General features: G+C 37.4%; 16 protein-coding genes and 1 tRNA gene. 13 read left to right on the top strand and 4 right to left on the bottom strand.

Annotated features, from left to right (window positions below; genetic code table 11):
• Positions 1-236: 236 nt before the first annotated feature.
• Positions 237-1547, top strand: coding sequence for a tyrosine-type recombinase/integrase (locus DWZ67_RS05070; RefSeq protein WP_120138283.1), 1311 nt, complete (start codon positions 237-239; stop codon positions 1545-1547).
• 2 nt (positions 1548-1549) lie between these two features.
• A complete protein-coding gene (locus DWZ67_RS05065) occupies positions 1550-2023 on the top strand; it encodes a helix-turn-helix domain-containing protein (RefSeq protein ID WP_120138281.1) in 474 nt (157 codons plus the stop codon).
• A gap of 140 nt (positions 2024-2163) precedes the next feature.
• Here the strand turns inward: DWZ67_RS05065 and DWZ67_RS05060 are convergent, their stop codons facing one another.
• Both DWZ67_RS05060 and DWZ67_RS05055 read right to left on the bottom strand, forming a co-directional pair.
• Positions 2164-3825, bottom strand: a complete 1662-nt coding sequence (locus DWZ67_RS05060) for a hypothetical protein (RefSeq protein WP_120138279.1) — start codon at positions 3823-3825, stop codon at positions 2164-2166.
• A gap of 161 nt (positions 3826-3986) precedes the next feature.
• The gene (locus tag DWZ67_RS05055; protein ID WP_120138277.1) at positions 3987-4280 is read right to left on the bottom strand and encodes a helix-turn-helix domain-containing protein; all 294 of its coding nucleotides are present in this window, start codon (positions 4278-4280) and stop codon (positions 3987-3989) included.
• Between the two features lie 172 nt (positions 4281-4452).
• Here DWZ67_RS05055 and DWZ67_RS05050 point away from each other — a divergent pair, with 172 nt between their 5' ends.
• From DWZ67_RS05050 to DWZ67_RS05015, 8 genes are all read left to right on the top strand, one after another.
• Positions 4453-4752: a hypothetical protein gene (locus DWZ67_RS05050; RefSeq protein WP_165852459.1), complete on the top strand. Its 300-nt coding sequence runs from the start codon at positions 4453-4455 to the stop codon at positions 4750-4752.
• Positions 4753-4841: 89 nt separating this feature from the next.
• Entirely contained in the window at positions 4842-5510 is a 669-nt protein-coding gene (locus DWZ67_RS05045) for a recombinase family protein (RefSeq protein WP_120138275.1), read from the top strand.
• 373 nt (positions 5511-5883) lie between these two features.
• Positions 5884-6618, top strand: a complete 735-nt coding sequence (locus DWZ67_RS05040; RefSeq protein WP_133302936.1) for a zinc ribbon domain-containing protein — start codon at positions 5884-5886, stop codon at positions 6616-6618.
• Between the two features lie 16 nt (positions 6619-6634).
• Positions 6635-7045 carry a CD225/dispanin family protein gene (locus DWZ67_RS05035; RefSeq protein ID WP_120138271.1) on the top strand — a complete coding sequence of 137 codons (411 nt, stop codon included), beginning with the start codon at positions 6635-6637 and terminating at the stop codon, positions 7043-7045.
• An 11-nt stretch (positions 7046-7056) separates the two neighbouring features.
• The gene (locus DWZ67_RS05030; protein WP_165852458.1) at positions 7057-8385 is read left to right on the top strand and encodes a WG repeat-containing protein; all 1329 of its coding nucleotides are present in this window, start codon (positions 7057-7059) and stop codon (positions 8383-8385) included.
• A 26-nt stretch (positions 8386-8411) separates the two neighbouring features.
• On the top strand, positions 8412-9581 hold the full coding sequence (locus DWZ67_RS05025; protein ID WP_120138267.1) for a WG repeat-containing protein: 1170 nt from the start codon (positions 8412-8414) through the stop codon (positions 9579-9581).
• Between the two features lie 69 nt (positions 9582-9650).
• Positions 9651-10430, top strand: a complete 780-nt coding sequence (locus DWZ67_RS05020) for a zinc ribbon domain-containing protein (protein ID WP_120138265.1) — start codon at positions 9651-9653, stop codon at positions 10428-10430.
• Positions 10431-10496: 66 nt separating this feature from the next.
• The gene (locus DWZ67_RS05015; protein WP_120138263.1) at positions 10497-11027 is read left to right on the top strand and encodes a hypothetical protein; all 531 of its coding nucleotides are present in this window, start codon (positions 10497-10499) and stop codon (positions 11025-11027) included.
• Positions 11028-11447: 420 nt separating this feature from the next.
• Here the strand turns inward: DWZ67_RS05015 and DWZ67_RS05010 are convergent.
• A tRNA-Pro gene (locus tag DWZ67_RS05010) sits at positions 11448-11522 on the bottom strand.
• Positions 11523-11608: 86 nt separating this feature from the next.
• On the bottom strand, positions 11609-12316 hold the full coding sequence (locus DWZ67_RS05005) for a tRNA1(Val) (adenine(37)-N6)-methyltransferase (RefSeq protein ID WP_005825467.1): 708 nt from the start codon (positions 12314-12316) through the stop codon (positions 11609-11611).
• 171 nt (positions 12317-12487) lie between these two features.
• Between DWZ67_RS05005 and lon the strand changes: the two genes are divergently transcribed.
• From lon to DWZ67_RS04990, 3 genes are read left to right on the top strand one after another with little or no spacing between them, the layout of a single operon-like run.
• Complete coding sequence (lon, locus tag DWZ67_RS05000) at positions 12488-14968, top strand: endopeptidase La (protein ID WP_005825468.1); 2481 nt, start codon at positions 12488-12490, stop codon at positions 14966-14968.
• Entirely contained in the window at positions 14965-16095 is a 1131-nt protein-coding gene (tgt, locus tag DWZ67_RS04995; RefSeq protein WP_120138261.1) for a tRNA guanosine(34) transglycosylase Tgt, read from the top strand. The genes lon and tgt overlap by 4 nt, the downstream gene beginning before the upstream one ends.
• Entirely contained in the window at positions 16092-17228 is a 1137-nt protein-coding gene (locus DWZ67_RS04990) for an LptF/LptG family permease (RefSeq protein WP_005825471.1), read from the top strand. Before tgt ends, DWZ67_RS04990 begins: the two co-directional genes overlap by 4 nt.
• Positions 17229-17337 lie beyond the last annotated feature (109 nt).

The following is a 17337-nucleotide window of genomic DNA, read 5'->3' as shown; positions in this document are numbered from 1 at the left end:
TAAGCTACTGAAAAATCAGTAGCTTATTAATTTCTGTCGGGGTAGCGGATTTAGAAATTATCATTTTATCATATTAATCACTCATAAATATTCTTACTTATTTGTGTGTAAACCATTGGTATATAGATGTATATTTTACAATTAGGATAAGATAGGATTGTTTGGTAATCAACAATATTTGTTATATCTTTGCAAATACAGAGAAAAACACAGAGAAATATAAATAAGAAAATTCAATGGGAAATGCTTCTTCAAAAATAAATTCAGTCTTGAACTTGGCATATTATAAGGGTAATATAGTATTCTCCTATGCTTATTTCGGAAAAACATTCCGTTATAATGCTTTCAAAGTTCCTAAAGACTGCTTCAATGCTAAGACCAAACATCTTAAACAACAAGATGATTTGTATGATTATTTGTTTGAGATTGAAAGAATTGAAAATTTGGCAAAGTCCGTCAATGCAGCAATAATTGAATTGATGAAGGATAAATCTTCCAACTTTTCTCTAACAAAAAAGTTAGTGGACGAATGCATTCTTCGTTTGGAAAAAAGTAAATTGAAAGCTAATTCGCAAAATGGACTTATTACAGATTTTGAAGAATGGATAGAGGCATACAAAGAAAAGAAATACAAAGAAGAAGTTTTAAAAGGACGAGAAGGACGGAAAAATCACCCTTCTTCAAAAGATTATACTTCAACTAAGAATCTATTGATTGATTTTGAATATGACAACTATTCAAAACCGATTCAACCCCAAGATATTGATGAAGATTTCCTTTTAGAATTAATAGAGTACTGTTACCTTCCTCGTGAAAGTACTAATACACATAAATACAAAACTGAGGGAGAAATGGTGAACAAGACAATACAAAAACGCTTAGATTCATTGTTTACTTTTTTGGTTGGTAAATATGGTGCTGTTCCTAATGGAATAAAAAAACCTCATTTAGATATTGAAAAGAAAAAGGTAATTCGATTGGATAGAGAGGAATTGAAAGAGTTAGAAAACCTTGATATAAAAGAAGAGCGATTTGTTAAAGTCAGAAACTATTTTCTATTTTTATGTTATACGGGATTACGTTTTGGGGATTTTGCTAAATTAGATAAGACTTATTACGACAAAGAAAACAATGAACTCGTGTTAACTACCAATAAAACAAATATCAATTGTCGAATTTACTTATTTGATAAGGCAAAAAGAATTGGAGAAAAGTACAATTTTTCATTTAAAGGCTATACAAATCAAGCACTAAACCGTGCTATTAAAGAAATGTTGCAACATTATAATCTCTATGCCAATGTAATTACAGTTGACTATATGCAGAAGGAACGAAAAACAATAGAATTGCCTAAAAATGAATTTATCTCATGCCATACGGGGCGCAAAACTTTTATATCAATTATGATAGAGTATGGACTTGATACTTATGACTTAATGTCTATGACAGGACATAAAAAAATCGATACTCTAAAATATTACATTGATTTATTTGGAATAAAAAAGAGAGAAAAATTAAAAATGATAAATGCAGAATTGGAAAAATAGTTATGAAAAGGAAAACAGTCAAACTTGAAGATGATTTGAAACCATTGTATGAAAATTTGTTGGATTTAGTTTTAAAGTCTAACCCCTCCGATTTTGGCTCATCGACATTCACTTCGGGGTATTTCGTTCTTGAAGATAAACTGTCTGAACTTACTACGGAGCAAAAAATAGAACGTTGTAAACATGTATGTGAATTTTCAATCAGTTTATTATCTGCTTCCCAAAGATTATTATTGGAGATAGTGGATGAACAATCTAAAGAGTTGACACGAAAAATATCCGCACCAATTACTGTTGAAAAGAAAAAGCAAACATTCAATAGTAAGGAGGCTCAGGAAATTACGGGAATAAAAAGCAAAGATACTATCAATAAATACTTAAATAATGGTAAGATAAAAGGCAAGAAGGATGCACGTGGGCAGTGGATTATTCAAAGAGAAGATTTGATGGAATATGTAGGGCATGATAATTTTTAACGCTGTAACCCCTCTCTTGGCTACCCCTCCTTGGAGGAGGGGGGGCTAAATTGCCAACGGATAGTTCCTTTTTTTGTAATTTTTTCTGAAAAAAATAACTTCCTTTCAAAATGAAAACAAGTTTCTAAACACTTTGTCTGCTAATTGAAAATTTTGTGCCACACAAATTCATTTGTTGCATGGTTGATATAAATTTCTGATGTCCCGTCTTCCAATTCTTTTAGTATATCTCTGCAAGTTTGATACCTTGAATGGGATTTATCCTTGGCTATTGCTTTAAAGCTATCTATCAATTCATTTATTTCTTTCATATCTTGTTCTTCTTGTCGCAGTTCTCTTGCTACATGCTCCGTTGAATAGTAGTCAACTGATACATTGGGAAACAAACCTATCCGCAGGTATTCTTTTTCGATAATCAACCGTATAAGTTCAGGAGTACATTGGTTGTTGGTTTTTACATCCAATACAACAATTGCATCATGAATTGTGAGCACTTTAAATCGTTTGACGTACAGTTTGGTTAATATACTCCTGAATATATTACTTTCAATGCGCATCATTTGGTTAGCCAAGAAAGTACGGTCTTCTCTTTTACTTTCCTTCACCAATTTATAGACACTTGGATATTTCTTTTTAAACACTTTGGCAAAGTCTTTTCCTTTTGTCGTCAGTGTCTTGGAATAAAAGACTTCATGGAACAATGCTACTTTTATGTCAGAACGTAATAATCGTTTAAACTCGTCCAATCTCGTAAAATCATCCCAAAATATCCCCTTTGAAGTATTATAAATGTATTCCCAAATATCATTGGGGATATTTGCAATTTTTTCTTTTTGTATTCCATTGTTTACCAATAGCTTACAGAGTTGTTTACTAACAGAATAGTAAGAATTATCTATAATAGAAAGATTATTATATAATATATGTAAGATATTCTTATTTATATTATATCTTTCAATTATTAATTTATTAAATAATAAAGGATGACTATTATGTATATCTATAGAAAATTTTATATTAAGAAAATTCTTAAATATTCTTGGTGATTGGGTCAGTATGGAGTAGGTACGTAAGTTCTTATCAACAGATAATATATTAAAGTTTCCTTTGCTATATTCATTTAGAATATAAGTAAAATATTCTTTTGATTTCAAACTTATAAAATGGTGCCTATCCCTATAATCTTCCGCTTCTTCTCTATGTGCTAATTTGAGCATTCTCAACGATTTTGTAAAATTATCATATAAGCTATTCCCCATTTCAGATTTTATCTCCTGAATTTGTATCTGCTCATATTTCTTCAATTCTTGTTGCATCTTGTCGGAATATTCTTCAATATAAGATGAATATTTCATTTCCGATACAGTGGGCAAATTAGAATTAAGTTCAATTAAACGAGCCTGAATAGATGGTATATAACTACTTGATACTTTTATAATGCCCAATGTCTCCAATGTCTTTAACATATCAATATAAACATGCCCAAATACAGTTTGTAATATTTGCGAATTGAAACGGGTAAAGTTTCCCTCTTTGTTGGATTTGCATCGTTGAATAAGCCGATGAATAAAGAACGCATATTTTTTATATAATATTTGCTTTTTTGGAAATGACTTGTTTGCTCCCTCAACAGTTTCGATTTTAGCGATAAAACTACTGTCACAAGTGACCTCATTGAAGTTAGTAATAGTTCGTTGAGGTTGATTTTGGTTCTTCAACAACTCTATATGTTTCTTAATTATTGCATCAATACTTATATCCTTGAAAGTATATATAAGTTGCTTCATTGGTAACTTTCCCATATTTTCGTGTTATTTATTGCATTTTTATTCATCTTTTTTGCAAGTATGGTAATAAGTATATAAATTCAACTATACGTATTATATTGTTGAATATCAATTATATAAATCAAATCACACACCATTATACATAGACATGAAGCAGTTGGCTATATGATTTTTTTTCATTTTGCAGACTGTTTGTAACGAGTAAGCAGGGCTTCCATATCTTGAAGAGAAGTGACTTTAAAGATTTCACTCCCAATCTCAATATATCCATTAATATTTTCATTCTTTTCTTTTTCAAACAATTCTTGTATCGACACTTCCAATGCAGCAGCAATCTTTTCCAATACTGCAACTGATGGATTTCCATTTATATGATTGGATAGTCCTACTCTGTTAATCCCCATTTTATCCGCTAATGTTTGAACGGTCATACCTTTTTCTTTGATAATCTCTTTAATTCGTAGTGCCATAAGTATTCATTTTTATTATAAATACAAATATACGTTTCTTTTTAATATGTATATTGATAGATATACATAAAATAAGTTAATGTAGTTCTAAAAATATACGATTTTATTTGTGTATGTATATTAAAAGCACTACATTTGCAATGCAATAAGAAATCAATAACACTACAATAATATGAACCGATACGATAAAAGACAAGTGATGAAGGATGCACACAGAATTTACAGCAACGATTTTCAACGCAAGGGACGTACATGGGGTGAATGTCTAAAAGCTGCATGGCGTTGGGAAAAAGATGCTGTTAGAGTTCGTGAGGCGAAAGCGGCAAAGCTTGATGCTATGATAGCTGCGAGTTGGGCAGCGCACAACGCTCGTAAAAACGAGAAGCCTAAGAAAAAAGAGTTTGAAGGTTTGTCTTCTGATGTCGTTTCTTATGCGATGGGTTATGGGCGGAACTTGTATTGCGGAGATTAAAAAAGTGTGAAATCAGCTATTTCTGATAGTAACTTACATTTATTGAATGGTCGTTTAGCAAATGTAAGTAATCAATTAAAAATGGAATTATGGGTAACTATATAGCATATTTGAGACAATCTACTACCAAACAAGAAAAAAGCGGTTTGGGGATTGAGGCGCAAAGAAGTATTATTCATTCTTTTGTGAAAAAAGGGTTAATAATAGCTGAATTTGTGGAAACCGAAAGTGGAAAAAAGTCAGACCGCCCTAAATTACAAGAGGCATTGGCTCTGTGCCGAAAAACAAATTCTATCCTTATTGTGGCGAAACTTGACCGATTAAGTCGTAATGTAGCTTTTACCTCAAAGTTATTGGAAAGTGATGTTGAAATTACATTTTGTGATTTTCCCCAAGCAAATCGCTTGATATTACACATTATAAGTAGTATTGCGGAATATGAAGCCAACTTGATAAGCCAACGTACACGATTGTCATTGAAGGCAAAAAAGGAACGAGGTGTTCAGCTTGGAAAAAGTGAAAATCTAATGAAAAAACATAATGAGGCAATTGCACACAGCAATCAGACCAACAGAACCAAAGCGCAAAATAACGTCAACAATATGCGTGCGGTTGCATTGCTTCGTTCAATGGTAAAAGAGGAATTAACACTATCGCAAATGACAATTCGACTGAATGAACAAGGTTTTGTTACCTCTAAAGGCTGCAAGTTTCAGATTGTTCAAGTTCAACGATTGATACAAAGATATATAGTGTAGTGTTTTATCTTGCTTTAAAACACTACCTTTGTGAAAAATAAACAGCTCTAAAAGGATGTTCTTTACTAAATTCTTTCTATTTTTGCATCGTTGCAGTTGCAACAGACATATTTTAGGAAGCGTTTCGTAATTATTCCACTTTTGATGAACTTCGACAACTCATTAATGTGTGTTTGGAATAGTAAAGAGAACGTTCTCCTTTGGCTTGTTATTATCCTAACTCGATATAACGGTCAAAGTGGAGCTGTTTTTTCTTTTTATTCATCACACAAGGCAGTCGAAGGCCCATCAAGAGGAATAAAATAGAATTTTGGCTCCACTTCCTTTTTGTAACCCTCCCTTTAGAGCCTACGGGAATATTCAACAATTGTTCATGGCTTTAATGAAATGTTCTGAATGTGGAAATATGGTATCGGATAAAGCGGCATCTTGTCCTAAATGTGGTGCTCCCGTAGTGATACCGATAAAATGTGAGGAATGTGGTGAAATTGTTCCACCATCATCTATTAGTTGCCCGAATTGCGGTGCGCCTTTCAAACCTTCAATGATAAAGTGTGAAGAATGTGGGCAAATGATTCCTTGTGGCTCAAAATCTTGTCCGTATTGTGGTATTCCTGTCAATGATTCCGTAAACCAACCAATCATGCTAAATAATAATTCAAGCTCATTACTAAGAATTATGCGAATAGGGAAAATTCCGCTTGCAAGTGTAACTTTAGAAATCCAATCTAATGGTAAGACTATTGGAATATACCCATTTAATGTCGGTTTTGATATGGATATTCCAGTTTTGTCAAATATGATACTTAATATTAAATGTCAAGGAGTAAATACACCTATAAAATTGACACTTGATACAAACGAAAACTATATTTGTAAAATCAGTTATTCAACAAGTTTTTCTTATGAATTATATAATGGCAATGGCGTACTATTGAAAAAGGACAAATTAGGTATAGGAATGTGGATACTTAGTTTCTTGATTCCTATAGTAGGTATTATTTATTATTTTATAAAAAAGAAAGAATTTCCTGTAAAGGCGAAAAATGCTTTGGTTGCATCTTTGATGGGTTTGGCTGTAAATATTATACGACTATTGTTTTTTTAGTGTAATATACTAATCCATGGCGTTGATTCAATGTAATATATGCAGGCAAATAGCATCTGACAAGGCGGTATCTTGTCCGCATTGTGGTAATGCTATTGTAAAACCTCAATACAGAGTGCGTTATCGGGACTATATAAAAAGCCCGATACCAGATGTCTTACGCCCCCAATCTTATATGATTCATTCTGTCTTGTTGGGATTGGCTTCACTCGTTTTGTTTACTGTTTGGTGTCTGCCTTTTGCTATTGTAAGTTTTATATACGCCAATAGGGTGGATGATTTATGGGGAAAAGGTGATATTGACGGTGCAATTTTTGCATCACATACTGCTCATAAATGGTACTCAATAGGATTGTGGGTGGGGATTTCTTCTTGGCTATTGTTCTTCTTTGTTATGTTTTTTGTTTTTATAGGTTTAATAGATTAATAAATGCGGTTATGGCTTTAATTAAATGTTCAAAATGTGGGAATATGGTATCTGATAAGGCGAGTTCTTGTCCCAAGTGTGGCACTCCTATTATCAATAATAAATCGTATTGTAAAAATGCAGATACAAATAATGACAAATTAAAAATTGAAGAACCATTGAAAAATAAGAGAACTAATACAACCTCTTTTATTGGAAGACACTTTTTTTTATATGCTGCATTAATAGTTGTATTAGTTGTTGGTTTTATAGGAACTTGGAGATTTTTTAATAATGATAATAGCAGTATATCTACAGGGCTTATTGCTGCTACTCATCGTTACGATGAAATACGGGAGTTTCATGAAGGAATGGCTGCTGTATGTAAAAATGGAATGTGGGGATATATAGATAAGCAAGGTAAAGAATGTATTCCGTGCATTTATAATTATGTCGATGAGGGTTTAGGCGGTGAACCTCTTAGAAATTTTCATGAAGGATTGGTTGCTGTATGTGAAAATGATAAGTGGGGATTTGTTGATAAAAAAGGTAAACAGGTTATTCCTTGTAAATATGGTTTGGTTGAGGATTTCTCAGAAGGATTGGCTTTTGCAAAAAATGGGGATAACGGTTTTGTCGGCTATATTGATAGATTGGGAAATCAGGTAATATCGTGTGAAGAATACAATTTATGTGGCTCTTTTTGTGATGGTTTTGCTACTGTATATAGTGTACATCAAAACAGACATGGGTATATTGATAAAACAGGAAGAGAAATTGTTCCATTGAAATATAGTAATGCGATTCCTTTTTCGGAAGGGTTGGCTGCTGTTAAAATTGATATTTATTCTGATGAATGGACTATCATAGATACAAAGGGAAATCCTATCTTTTCATATCGATGCGATGAAATAAAATCTTGTTCCAATGGGATGTTTGCTGTTGGCACGTATTCGGGAACTAATGATATTCTTTGGGGATTTATAGACAAGACAGGAAGGGAAGTTGTGCCATTGAAATATTATACATATTGGAATGAAGGGAATGAAATTGAGGATTTTTCAAATGGTTTTGTTCGTGTATGGTCAGAAAATAACTCTTGTTGCAAATTCCTTGATACGAAGGGGAATATTAGATTTGAAGAATATGAAGCAATGGGACCTTTCTCGGATGGGATGGCTGCTGTTTCCCGTGATGGTAAATTAGGTTTTATTGATGTAACAGGGAAGGAGATTATTCCATGCAAATATACTCCTATTAATAATACGTATTTCTCAGATGGCTTAGCTGTTATTAGTTTGTATGGGCAAATTGGTTTTGTTGATAAATATGGCAAAGACACCATTGGAGATGTGAATTAATATAGTAACGATATATAAATGTAAGTATGGCTTTAATTAAATGTGAAGGATGTGGGAGTATGGTGTCTGATAAGGCATCTGTTTGCCCTAAATGCGGTTATTCTTTAGTTACACTTGCAAAAGGGTGTTCAAAGACTAAAAAAAACTGTTTGATATTATTATCAGTATTAGCGTTTTCTATTATAAGTATAGTCATTTGGAAAATGCAGGATGATAAAGCTGATATGAGGGGGATTGGAAAAACTATAGAAAAGTGTTATTATGTTAATGCCTTTTCAGATGGTTTGGCAAAAGTTCAATCGGATGAGATACATGGTTTTATTAATAAAAAAGGAACATTGATTATATCTGAAAAAGATAAATGGAATATTCTTGAGGGTTTTTCTGAAGGGCTAGCGTTAGTTGTGGAGGATAATAAGTATGGCTTTATTAACAAAAAAGGAGAATTAGTGATTCCTTGTGTTTATAATATGGCAGAAAACTTCTCTGAGGGATTAGCGAGAGTAAGAGTGGATGAATTGGAGGGGTTTATTGATAAAAAAGGCAAGCAGGTAATACCTTGTGTTTATGATAGAGTTGGGAACTTTTCTGATGGCATGGCAGAGGTTATGCAAAATGATATGAATGGTTTTATTAATACAAAGGGAGAGATGGTTATTTCTTGTAACTATGATATGGTTGGAAACTTTTCAGAGGGTTTGTGTAGAGTACTACAGGATGGAAAGTTTGGGTTTATAAATAAAAAAGGGGAAGTTGTAATACCTTGCACGTATAAAACATCCTATGAACAGGCTTTTTGGGGTAGCGATTTCTCGGAAGGATTAGCAGTGGTAACTAATGGTGATGGGTTGTATGGCTTTATTGACAAGAAAGGAGTGTTGGTGATTCCCTGCATTTATGACATGGCTTGGGGTTTTTCAGAAGGATTAGCAGTTGTTGCAAAGGATAATAAACAAGGTTTTATCAACAAAAACGGAGAGATGGTTATTTCTTGCATCTACAATCTTGCTAGTAGCTTTTCAGAAGGATTAGCTCGTGTTAATAAAGATGGCAAAGAAGGTTTTATTAACAAAAAAGGAGAATTAGCAATTCTTTGTAAGTATGATTTTACTGAAAGTTTTTCAGAGGGATTGGCGGTTGTTACAAAAGGTGATAAAAAAGGCTTTGTAGATAAAGATGGGAATGATACATTTTAATGTTCTGTTTTTAATTTTTTCTTTAGAGAACTGAATCCCAAGTTACCAATTATATAAACTATAAGTAGTATGGCACTTATTAATTGTTCCAATTGCGGTGCACAAATTTCTGACAAATCGAAAAATTGCATACATTGTGGTGTATCTACATCTATTTCATTAAAGACATTAATATCTTGCCCCGAATGTGGAGCATTGATAGAAAAAACGGTTAGTAAATGTTTAGAATGCGGTTTTCCTCTTGTTGTAGAAAAGGCAAAAGCACAATGCCCTGAATGTTCTACAATGGTGGAAAAGGACACAAATGAATGTCCCGAATGTGGTTTTCCCATGTCAGAGTTTAAATCAAATAACAATCAAGAAGATTTGAAACCAGTAACACAGTCTTCGTTTAATAGTGGCACAAAAATAGGAGTATTTATACTGTCAATAGTTTGTGGCGTATTTGTTTTATTCTTTAAATTGGGAATGTTTTCCAATGAATCATCAGAATATGATTATATTCCGACAAATATTAACTCCAGTACAACTGAGCAATATTACAATTATGACACTGATGAAGATAAAGAATCTGATAGGGATAGAGAGGAAAGAAACAGGCAAAATGATTTAACAATGAAGTTACTTAACATAGAAAACGAGTTACGTGAAACTGTTGATGAATTAGCCGAACTATATCGTGAAAGAGGTGGGAATACGGGGTTGAGTGGTGTGGCGTTAAAACAACGTATAGTTATCCTATATCAGAGGGCTGTTGAAATTGCAAGGGCGACAGGAGATGAAAGTCTTGTGCGTGAATATGAGAGGAGAAAAGAAAAGTCTATCAGTGCAATGCAAATGATGAATTAATAGGGGCATAATTGCACTTTTAGAGTATTGGTAATAGGATGTATATAAATTATAAAATATTTAAGTATGAACTTTGTGCAAAAATTACTTGGGGCTTCCATCAATAATAATCATCCATTAATGCCATTTGATGAAATTGTTGTTGAAAATTTGTGGCGATACTTGCGGTATGGATTTGCGTTGATAGGAGTTAATGATATTGATTGCGTAGAGAAAGGAGTAATAAAAGAACTACAAACGGATATTATGAAAAAAGATTTCCGTTATATTCCAATATTCGGTTACTGCATGAATGAGGGCTATTTGCTTACCTTTGCTGTCGTCAATTTTAATAAGCGTAAAGAACAGTGCGATTTTACTACTTTAAAAAGTTTTGTATCAGAAATATCGGTTAAATACCAACAGAAGGTGTCTATTTGCGAAGTATCTTCATGTACTTCCGTAATTTCTTTGATTGATGCTTTCTTTGAAGATTGCTTAAAAGAAAATGGTTTGCCTCACGTATGTAGGGGTTATTATCTCAATCCTTCACCGATGTCTTATTCGGAAAGATATATGCGTGATATGAAAATGAATGAGATATTTATTGATATATGACAATGGGTAAAATTGACTTATTCAAAGTTGTATATGATTCTTTAAGTACTAGAGAAGTATGGTGATACTTCTTTATTCATTATCTTTTTTGAGGGAGTAATCTCGTTTTTCGGGGTTACTCTTTTTATTGTCTTTGCGCAAATTTAGGTGCGCAAAAAAGTGCGTAAGATAAGTGCGTAATTATAATTTTTTAGTGTATTGTTTAACTTTCTGTATTATAGTTGATTAATTAAGAATATGTTCATTTCGACAGTATGCGTAAATTGATTTGTGCAAATATGGAATTTATTACTAATCCGAACTATTCCTATTACATCCTATTATGAAGTATGGTATGGTGTTATTCTAAGAATACAGAGAAAAATACAGAGAAAGAAAAATGCAACCAACTATAAATTAGTTGATTGCATTTTCTTTCAGTCGGGGTAGCGGGATTCGAACCCACGACCCCCTGCTCCCAAAGCAGGTGCGCTAACCGGACTGCGCTACACCCCGAATACTTTACTTCTGAAAAGCGAGTGCAAAGGTAAAAACAATTCTGATACCAACCAAACATTTAGGCAAGTTTTATGCAATTAAAATTACATTTTCAGATAGAAATCTTTCGTTAAAGCTACATATTCAGGGGTAAACTCATTGTGATTCACCTCAATACAGAGTTTCTCTTCTCTACACTCTTTTGCTTCAAAACCAAAGTTCAGCAATACCCGTCTGCACGGTTTTCCGGGCTTGGTGAAGACTTGCACACGATGCAATGGAAACAACTTATGGTTCCAAGCTGTATCCACAACCGTTTTTTCAGCTTCCGCTGGAATAATGATGCTTACGACTCCTTGCTCTTCAAGCAAAGATGCCGAACGATGAAACAGTAAATCGTAATTCAAATTGCCCGCATGCCGTGCTGTGCACCTTTGTTCGTCAGGACATTTCAACGCATCTATAAAATAGGGAGGATTGGAAACGATGAGGTCAAATCTGTTTTCCGGCTGATAATCTCGGAAATCATGACATATGACCTCTACTCTATCGGCCCATGGAGAGTGAGATACATTTTCTGTGGCTTGTCCGGCTGCAGCCGCATCTATCTCGATTGCAGTAATCCGGGCATGCGGATTCCTTTGCGCTAACTGTAAGGCTATTAATCCGGTACCGGTTCCAACGTCCAGTATACGCTTTGCTTTGTCTGCCGGGGCCCATGCCCCAAGTAGTACACCATCTGTGCCGACCTTCATGGCGCATTTATCATGAAATATGGTAAATTGTTTAAACTTAAAAGATGATTTTGGCATGTTTATCTTCTTTAATTGGGCTCAAAAATAATCAAAGCCTGCATATTTGTCATAAAATTGGCACTGTTTTTGTCTTTTTAAAGGGTGAAGAACGTTTATTTATGAAGAAATAGCTTAACTTTGCAGGCGCTTTATTGGCCTGCCAATATGACATAAACTAAAAAGAAAGAAATGAAGAAAAGAAATTACCTGAGTGATGTCGAAGATAGAAGCGGAAACGCTTTCTCTGTAATTGCTGATTTTGAGGGGAATGAAGAACAATTGATGGACATTGAGGTAGAAGAGGTTTTACCGATATTGCCTCTCCGAAATATGGTATTGTTCCCTGGGGTGTTTATGCCGGTATCTGTAGGAAGAAAATCTTCCCTCAAATTGGTGCGTGAAGCAGAAAAGAAAAATTCTTATATAGCTGTTGTATGCCAAAAGGTGGCTGAAACAGAGACACCTCTGTTTGAGGATTTACATACCATCGGTACAGTTGCCAAGATAGTACGTGTGCTTGAAATGCCAGACCAGACAACTACAGTCATTCTGCAAGGCTCCAAACGTATGGAACTGAAGGAGATTACGGATACGACTCCTTATCTGAAGGGACGGATAGCTACGCTGAATGAAGAACTTCCGGAGAAGAATGACAAGGAATTCCATGCATTGGTAGAGGCGTGTAAAGACTTGACAGTACGCTACATCAAGTCATCCGATATGTTTCCGCAGGATTCGGCATTTGCCATCAAGAACATTACCAATCCAATGTTTTTGGTAGACTTTATCTGTACGAACCTGCCACTCAAGAAAGACGAAAAGATAGAACTGCTCCGTATCGACTCTTTGCGGGCGCGTACCTACCGCCTGCTTGAGATTCTGAATCGTGAAGTGCAGCTTGCCGAAATCAAAGAGTCTATCCAGATGCGTGCACGTGAGGATATAGACCAGCAGCAGCGTGAGTATTTCCTGCAGCAGCAGATTAAAACCATTCAGGATGAGCTGGGTGGCGGCGGTCAAGAGCAGGAAATAGAGGAGATGCGTAAGAAGGCGGAGACCATCAAATGGAATGATGAGGTGAAGGCTACGTTCCTGAAAGAGGTGGATAAGTTGGAACGTACCCATCCCCAGTCTCCCGACTATAGCGTGCAGCTGAACTATCTGCAGACGATGCTTAGTTTACCGTGGGGCATTTATACGACGGATAATCTGAGCCTTGTCAATGCAGAAAAGACACTGAACAAAGACCATTATGGTTTGGAGAAGGTGAAGGAACGCATTCTGGAACATCTTGCTGTATTAAAGCTGAAGGGCGATATGAAGTCCCCCATCATCTGTCTGTATGGCCCTCCAGGTGTGGGAAAAACCTCTTTGGGGCGTTCCATTGCTGCCGCTTTGAAGCGTAAGTATATCCGTATGTCGCTGGGAGGCGTGCATGATGAAGCTGAGATTCGCGGTCATCGTAAAACCTATATCGGTGCCATGCCGGGACGGATTATCAAGAATCTGATAAAGGCAGGCTCCTCCAATCCGGTATTTATTCTGGATGAAATAGACAAGGTGAGTGCCGACCGCCAGGGAGACCCCTCCTCTGCCCTCCTCGAAGTGCTCGACCCGGAACAGAATACTACATTCCATGATAACTTTCTGGATGTGGACTATGATTTGTCCAAAGTGATGTTCATCGCTACTGCCAATAATCTGAATACCATCCCCGGACCGTTGCTGGACCGTATGGAGCTGATTGAGGTAAGCGGCTATATCACGGAAGAAAAGATTGAGATTGCCCGCCGCCATCTGGTTCCGAAGGAATTGGAGGCAAACGGTATGAAAAAGAATGATATCAAGATTCCGAAGAACACACTGGAAGCCATTATAGAGAATTATACCCGTGAGAGCGGCGTGCGCGAACTGGAAAAGAAAATCGGAAAGATACTCCGTAAATCTGCACGCCAATATGCTACGGACGGTTATTTTGCGAAGACCGAAATAAAACCGGGAGACTTGTATGAATTCCTGGGTGCACCCGAATATACCCGGGACAAGTATCAGGGTAATGAGTATGCAGGGGTGGTGACCGGTCTGGCGTGGACTGCCGTAGGTGGTGAAATACTTTTCGTGGAAACCAGCTTGAGCCGTGGCAAGGGTGGACGTTTGACATTGACCGGCAATTTGGGTGATGTAATGAAAGAGTCGGCCATGCTGGCATTGGAATACATCAAGGCGCATGCCTCCCTGCTGAATCTTGACGAAGAGATTTTTGATAACTGGAACATCCATGTCCATGTGCCCGAAGGCGCCATTCCGAAAGACGGTCCGTCTGCCGGTATCACGATGGCTACCTCCCTCGCTTCTGCCCTCACCCAGAAAAAGGTGAAGGCCAATCTTGCCATGACGGGAGAGATAACACTTCGCGGTAAGGTACTTCCAGTAGGAGGCATCAAGGAGAAGATACTGGCTGCCAAGCGTGCCGGTATCAAGGAGATTATCTTGAGCGACGAGAACCGCAAGAATATAGAAGAGATACAGGATATATATCTGAAAGGACTGACTTTCCACTATGTGAAAGATATTAAGGAAGTGTTTGCCATTGCGCTGACTGATGAAAAAGTAGCCGATGCCATCGACTTGTCCGTAAAGAAAGAAAAGACCGAAAAGAAAGAGGAATGACATTCGAGTTACAATATACAGACAGCAAGACCAATGCACGTGCCGGACTGATTACTACTGACCACGGGCAGATTGAGACACCTATCTTTATGCCGGTAGGTACAGTGGGAACAGTGAAAGGCGTGCATCTGCCTGAGCTGAAAGAGGATATAAAGGCGCAGATTATATTGGGTAATACCTATCATCTTTATCTGCGTCCGGGACTGGAAGTGATAGAAAAAGCCGGTGGACTGCATAAGTTCAACGGCTTTGACCGTCCTATGCTGACAGACAGTGGCGGCTTCCAGGTGTTCTCGTTGTCCGGTATCCGCAAGTTGCGCGAAGAAGGTGCGGAATTCCGTTCGCACATCGACGGCAGCAAGCATATCTTTACGCCGGAGAAGGTGATGGATATAGAACGTACTATCGGTGCAGACATCATGATGGCCTTTGATGAATGTCCTCCGGGGGATTCGGACTACGAATATGCCAAGAAATCACTGGGACTGACACATCGCTGGCTGGACCGTTGTATCAAGCGTTTTAATGAAACGGAGCCGAAGTACGGTTATCAGCAATCCCTATTCCCCATTGTGCAGGGCTGCGTCTATCGCGACCTCCGCGAGCAGTCGGCAGAATTTGTTGCCTCTAAAGGTGCTGACGGTAATGCCATCGGAGGTCTGGCTGTGGGCGAGCCTGTAGACAAGATGTACGAGATGATTGAGTTGGTGAACGGGATTCTTCCCAAAGACAAGCCTCGCTATCTGATGGGAGTCGGGACTCCGGTAAATATCCTGGAAGGCATTGAACGCGGTGTCGATATGTTCGACTGCGTGATGCCTACCCGCAACGGACGTAACGGCATGCTGTTTACCAAGGACGGTATCATGAATATGCGCAACAAGAAATGGGAAACGGATTTCTCTCCCATTGAAGCAGACGGTGCCTCCTACGTAGATACCATGTACAGCAAGGCATACTTGCGCCATCTGTTCCATGCACAAGAGCTGCTTGCCATGCAGATAGCATCTATCCACAACTTGGCTTTCTATCTGTGGCTGGCAGGCGAGGCACGTAAGCATATCATTGCAGGCGACTTTGCTATCTGGAAACCGATGATGGTGAAACGCGTATCGACAAGATTATGAGAAAAATGAACTGGAGGATATGGAAGAATATAAAGCTGCCGAGAGGTAAATTCCTGAAGCGGCTGGACTGGTACATTATTAAGAAGTTCCTGGGTACATATGTCTTTGCCATCGCATTGATTATCTCCATTGCGGTGGTGTTCGACTTCAACGAGAAGATGGACCGCTTCATGTCTCATGAAGCGCCGTGGAATGCTATTGTCTTTGATTATTATCTGAACTTCATCCCCTACTTTGCCAATCTGTTCAGTCCGCTGTTTGTATTTATCGCCGTAATCTTCTTTACTTCCAAACTGGCGGAGAACTCGGAGATTATTGCCATGTTCTCTACGGGAATGAGTTTCAAGCGTATGTTGCGCCCTTATATGGTATCTGCGGCAATCATTGCGGTAGTGACGTTCTGCCTCGGGTCTTATGTCATTCCCAAAGGCAGTGTGACACGTATCAATTTTGAGGACAAGTACTACAAACCCCGTAAGGCGAATACGGCACGGAACATCCAGCTGGAAGTGGATTCGGGGGTAATTGCCTATATCGAACGTTTTGAAGACTACAGCAAGACCGGTTATCGCTTTTCTTTGGACAAGTTCAATGACAAGCAACTGGTCTCCCACCTTACAGCCCGTTCCATTACCTACGACACGACGGCCGTGCATAAGTGGAAAATCAAGGATTATATGATTCGCCAGATGGATGGCATGAAAGAGAGTATCACGAAGGGTGACCGCATAGACACTACCCTTTTTATGGAGCCTGCCGACTTCCTGATTATGAAGAACCAGCAGGAGATGTTGACCAGCCCTCAGCTGAGCGAGTACATCAACAGGCAGCGGCAACGCGGCTTTGCCAACATTAAGGAATTTGAGATAGAGTACCACAAACGCATTGCCATGTCGTTTGCCTCCTTTATCCTGACGCTGATTGGAGTGTCTTTGTCTTCCAAGAAAACGAAAGGTGGAATGGGATTGCATTTAGGTATAGGCTTGGCATTGAGTTTCTCTTATATTCTGTTTCAGACCATTGCTTCCACATTTGCCGTGAACGGCAACATGCCTCCGGTCATCGCTGTGTGGATACCGAATATAATGTATGCCTTCATTGCATTCTATCTATATAGGAAAGCGCCGAAATAAGCATTCTAAACCTCTACTTCAGCTTGCTCAAGTTGAGGTTTGGCGTACTAAAGCAGAGGTTTAGGATGTTTGTCTCTGGAAGCCCATTAAAATAAGAAGCCCTCCCACT

This window comes from Bacteroides sp. AF34-31BH (assembly GCF_003602795.1).
Lineage (GTDB): Bacteria > Bacteroidota > Bacteroidia > Bacteroidales > Bacteroidaceae > Bacteroides > Bacteroides uniformis.
Note: the sequence above shows the minus strand (reverse complement) of the source record. Positions and strands in the feature narration are given on the sequence as shown.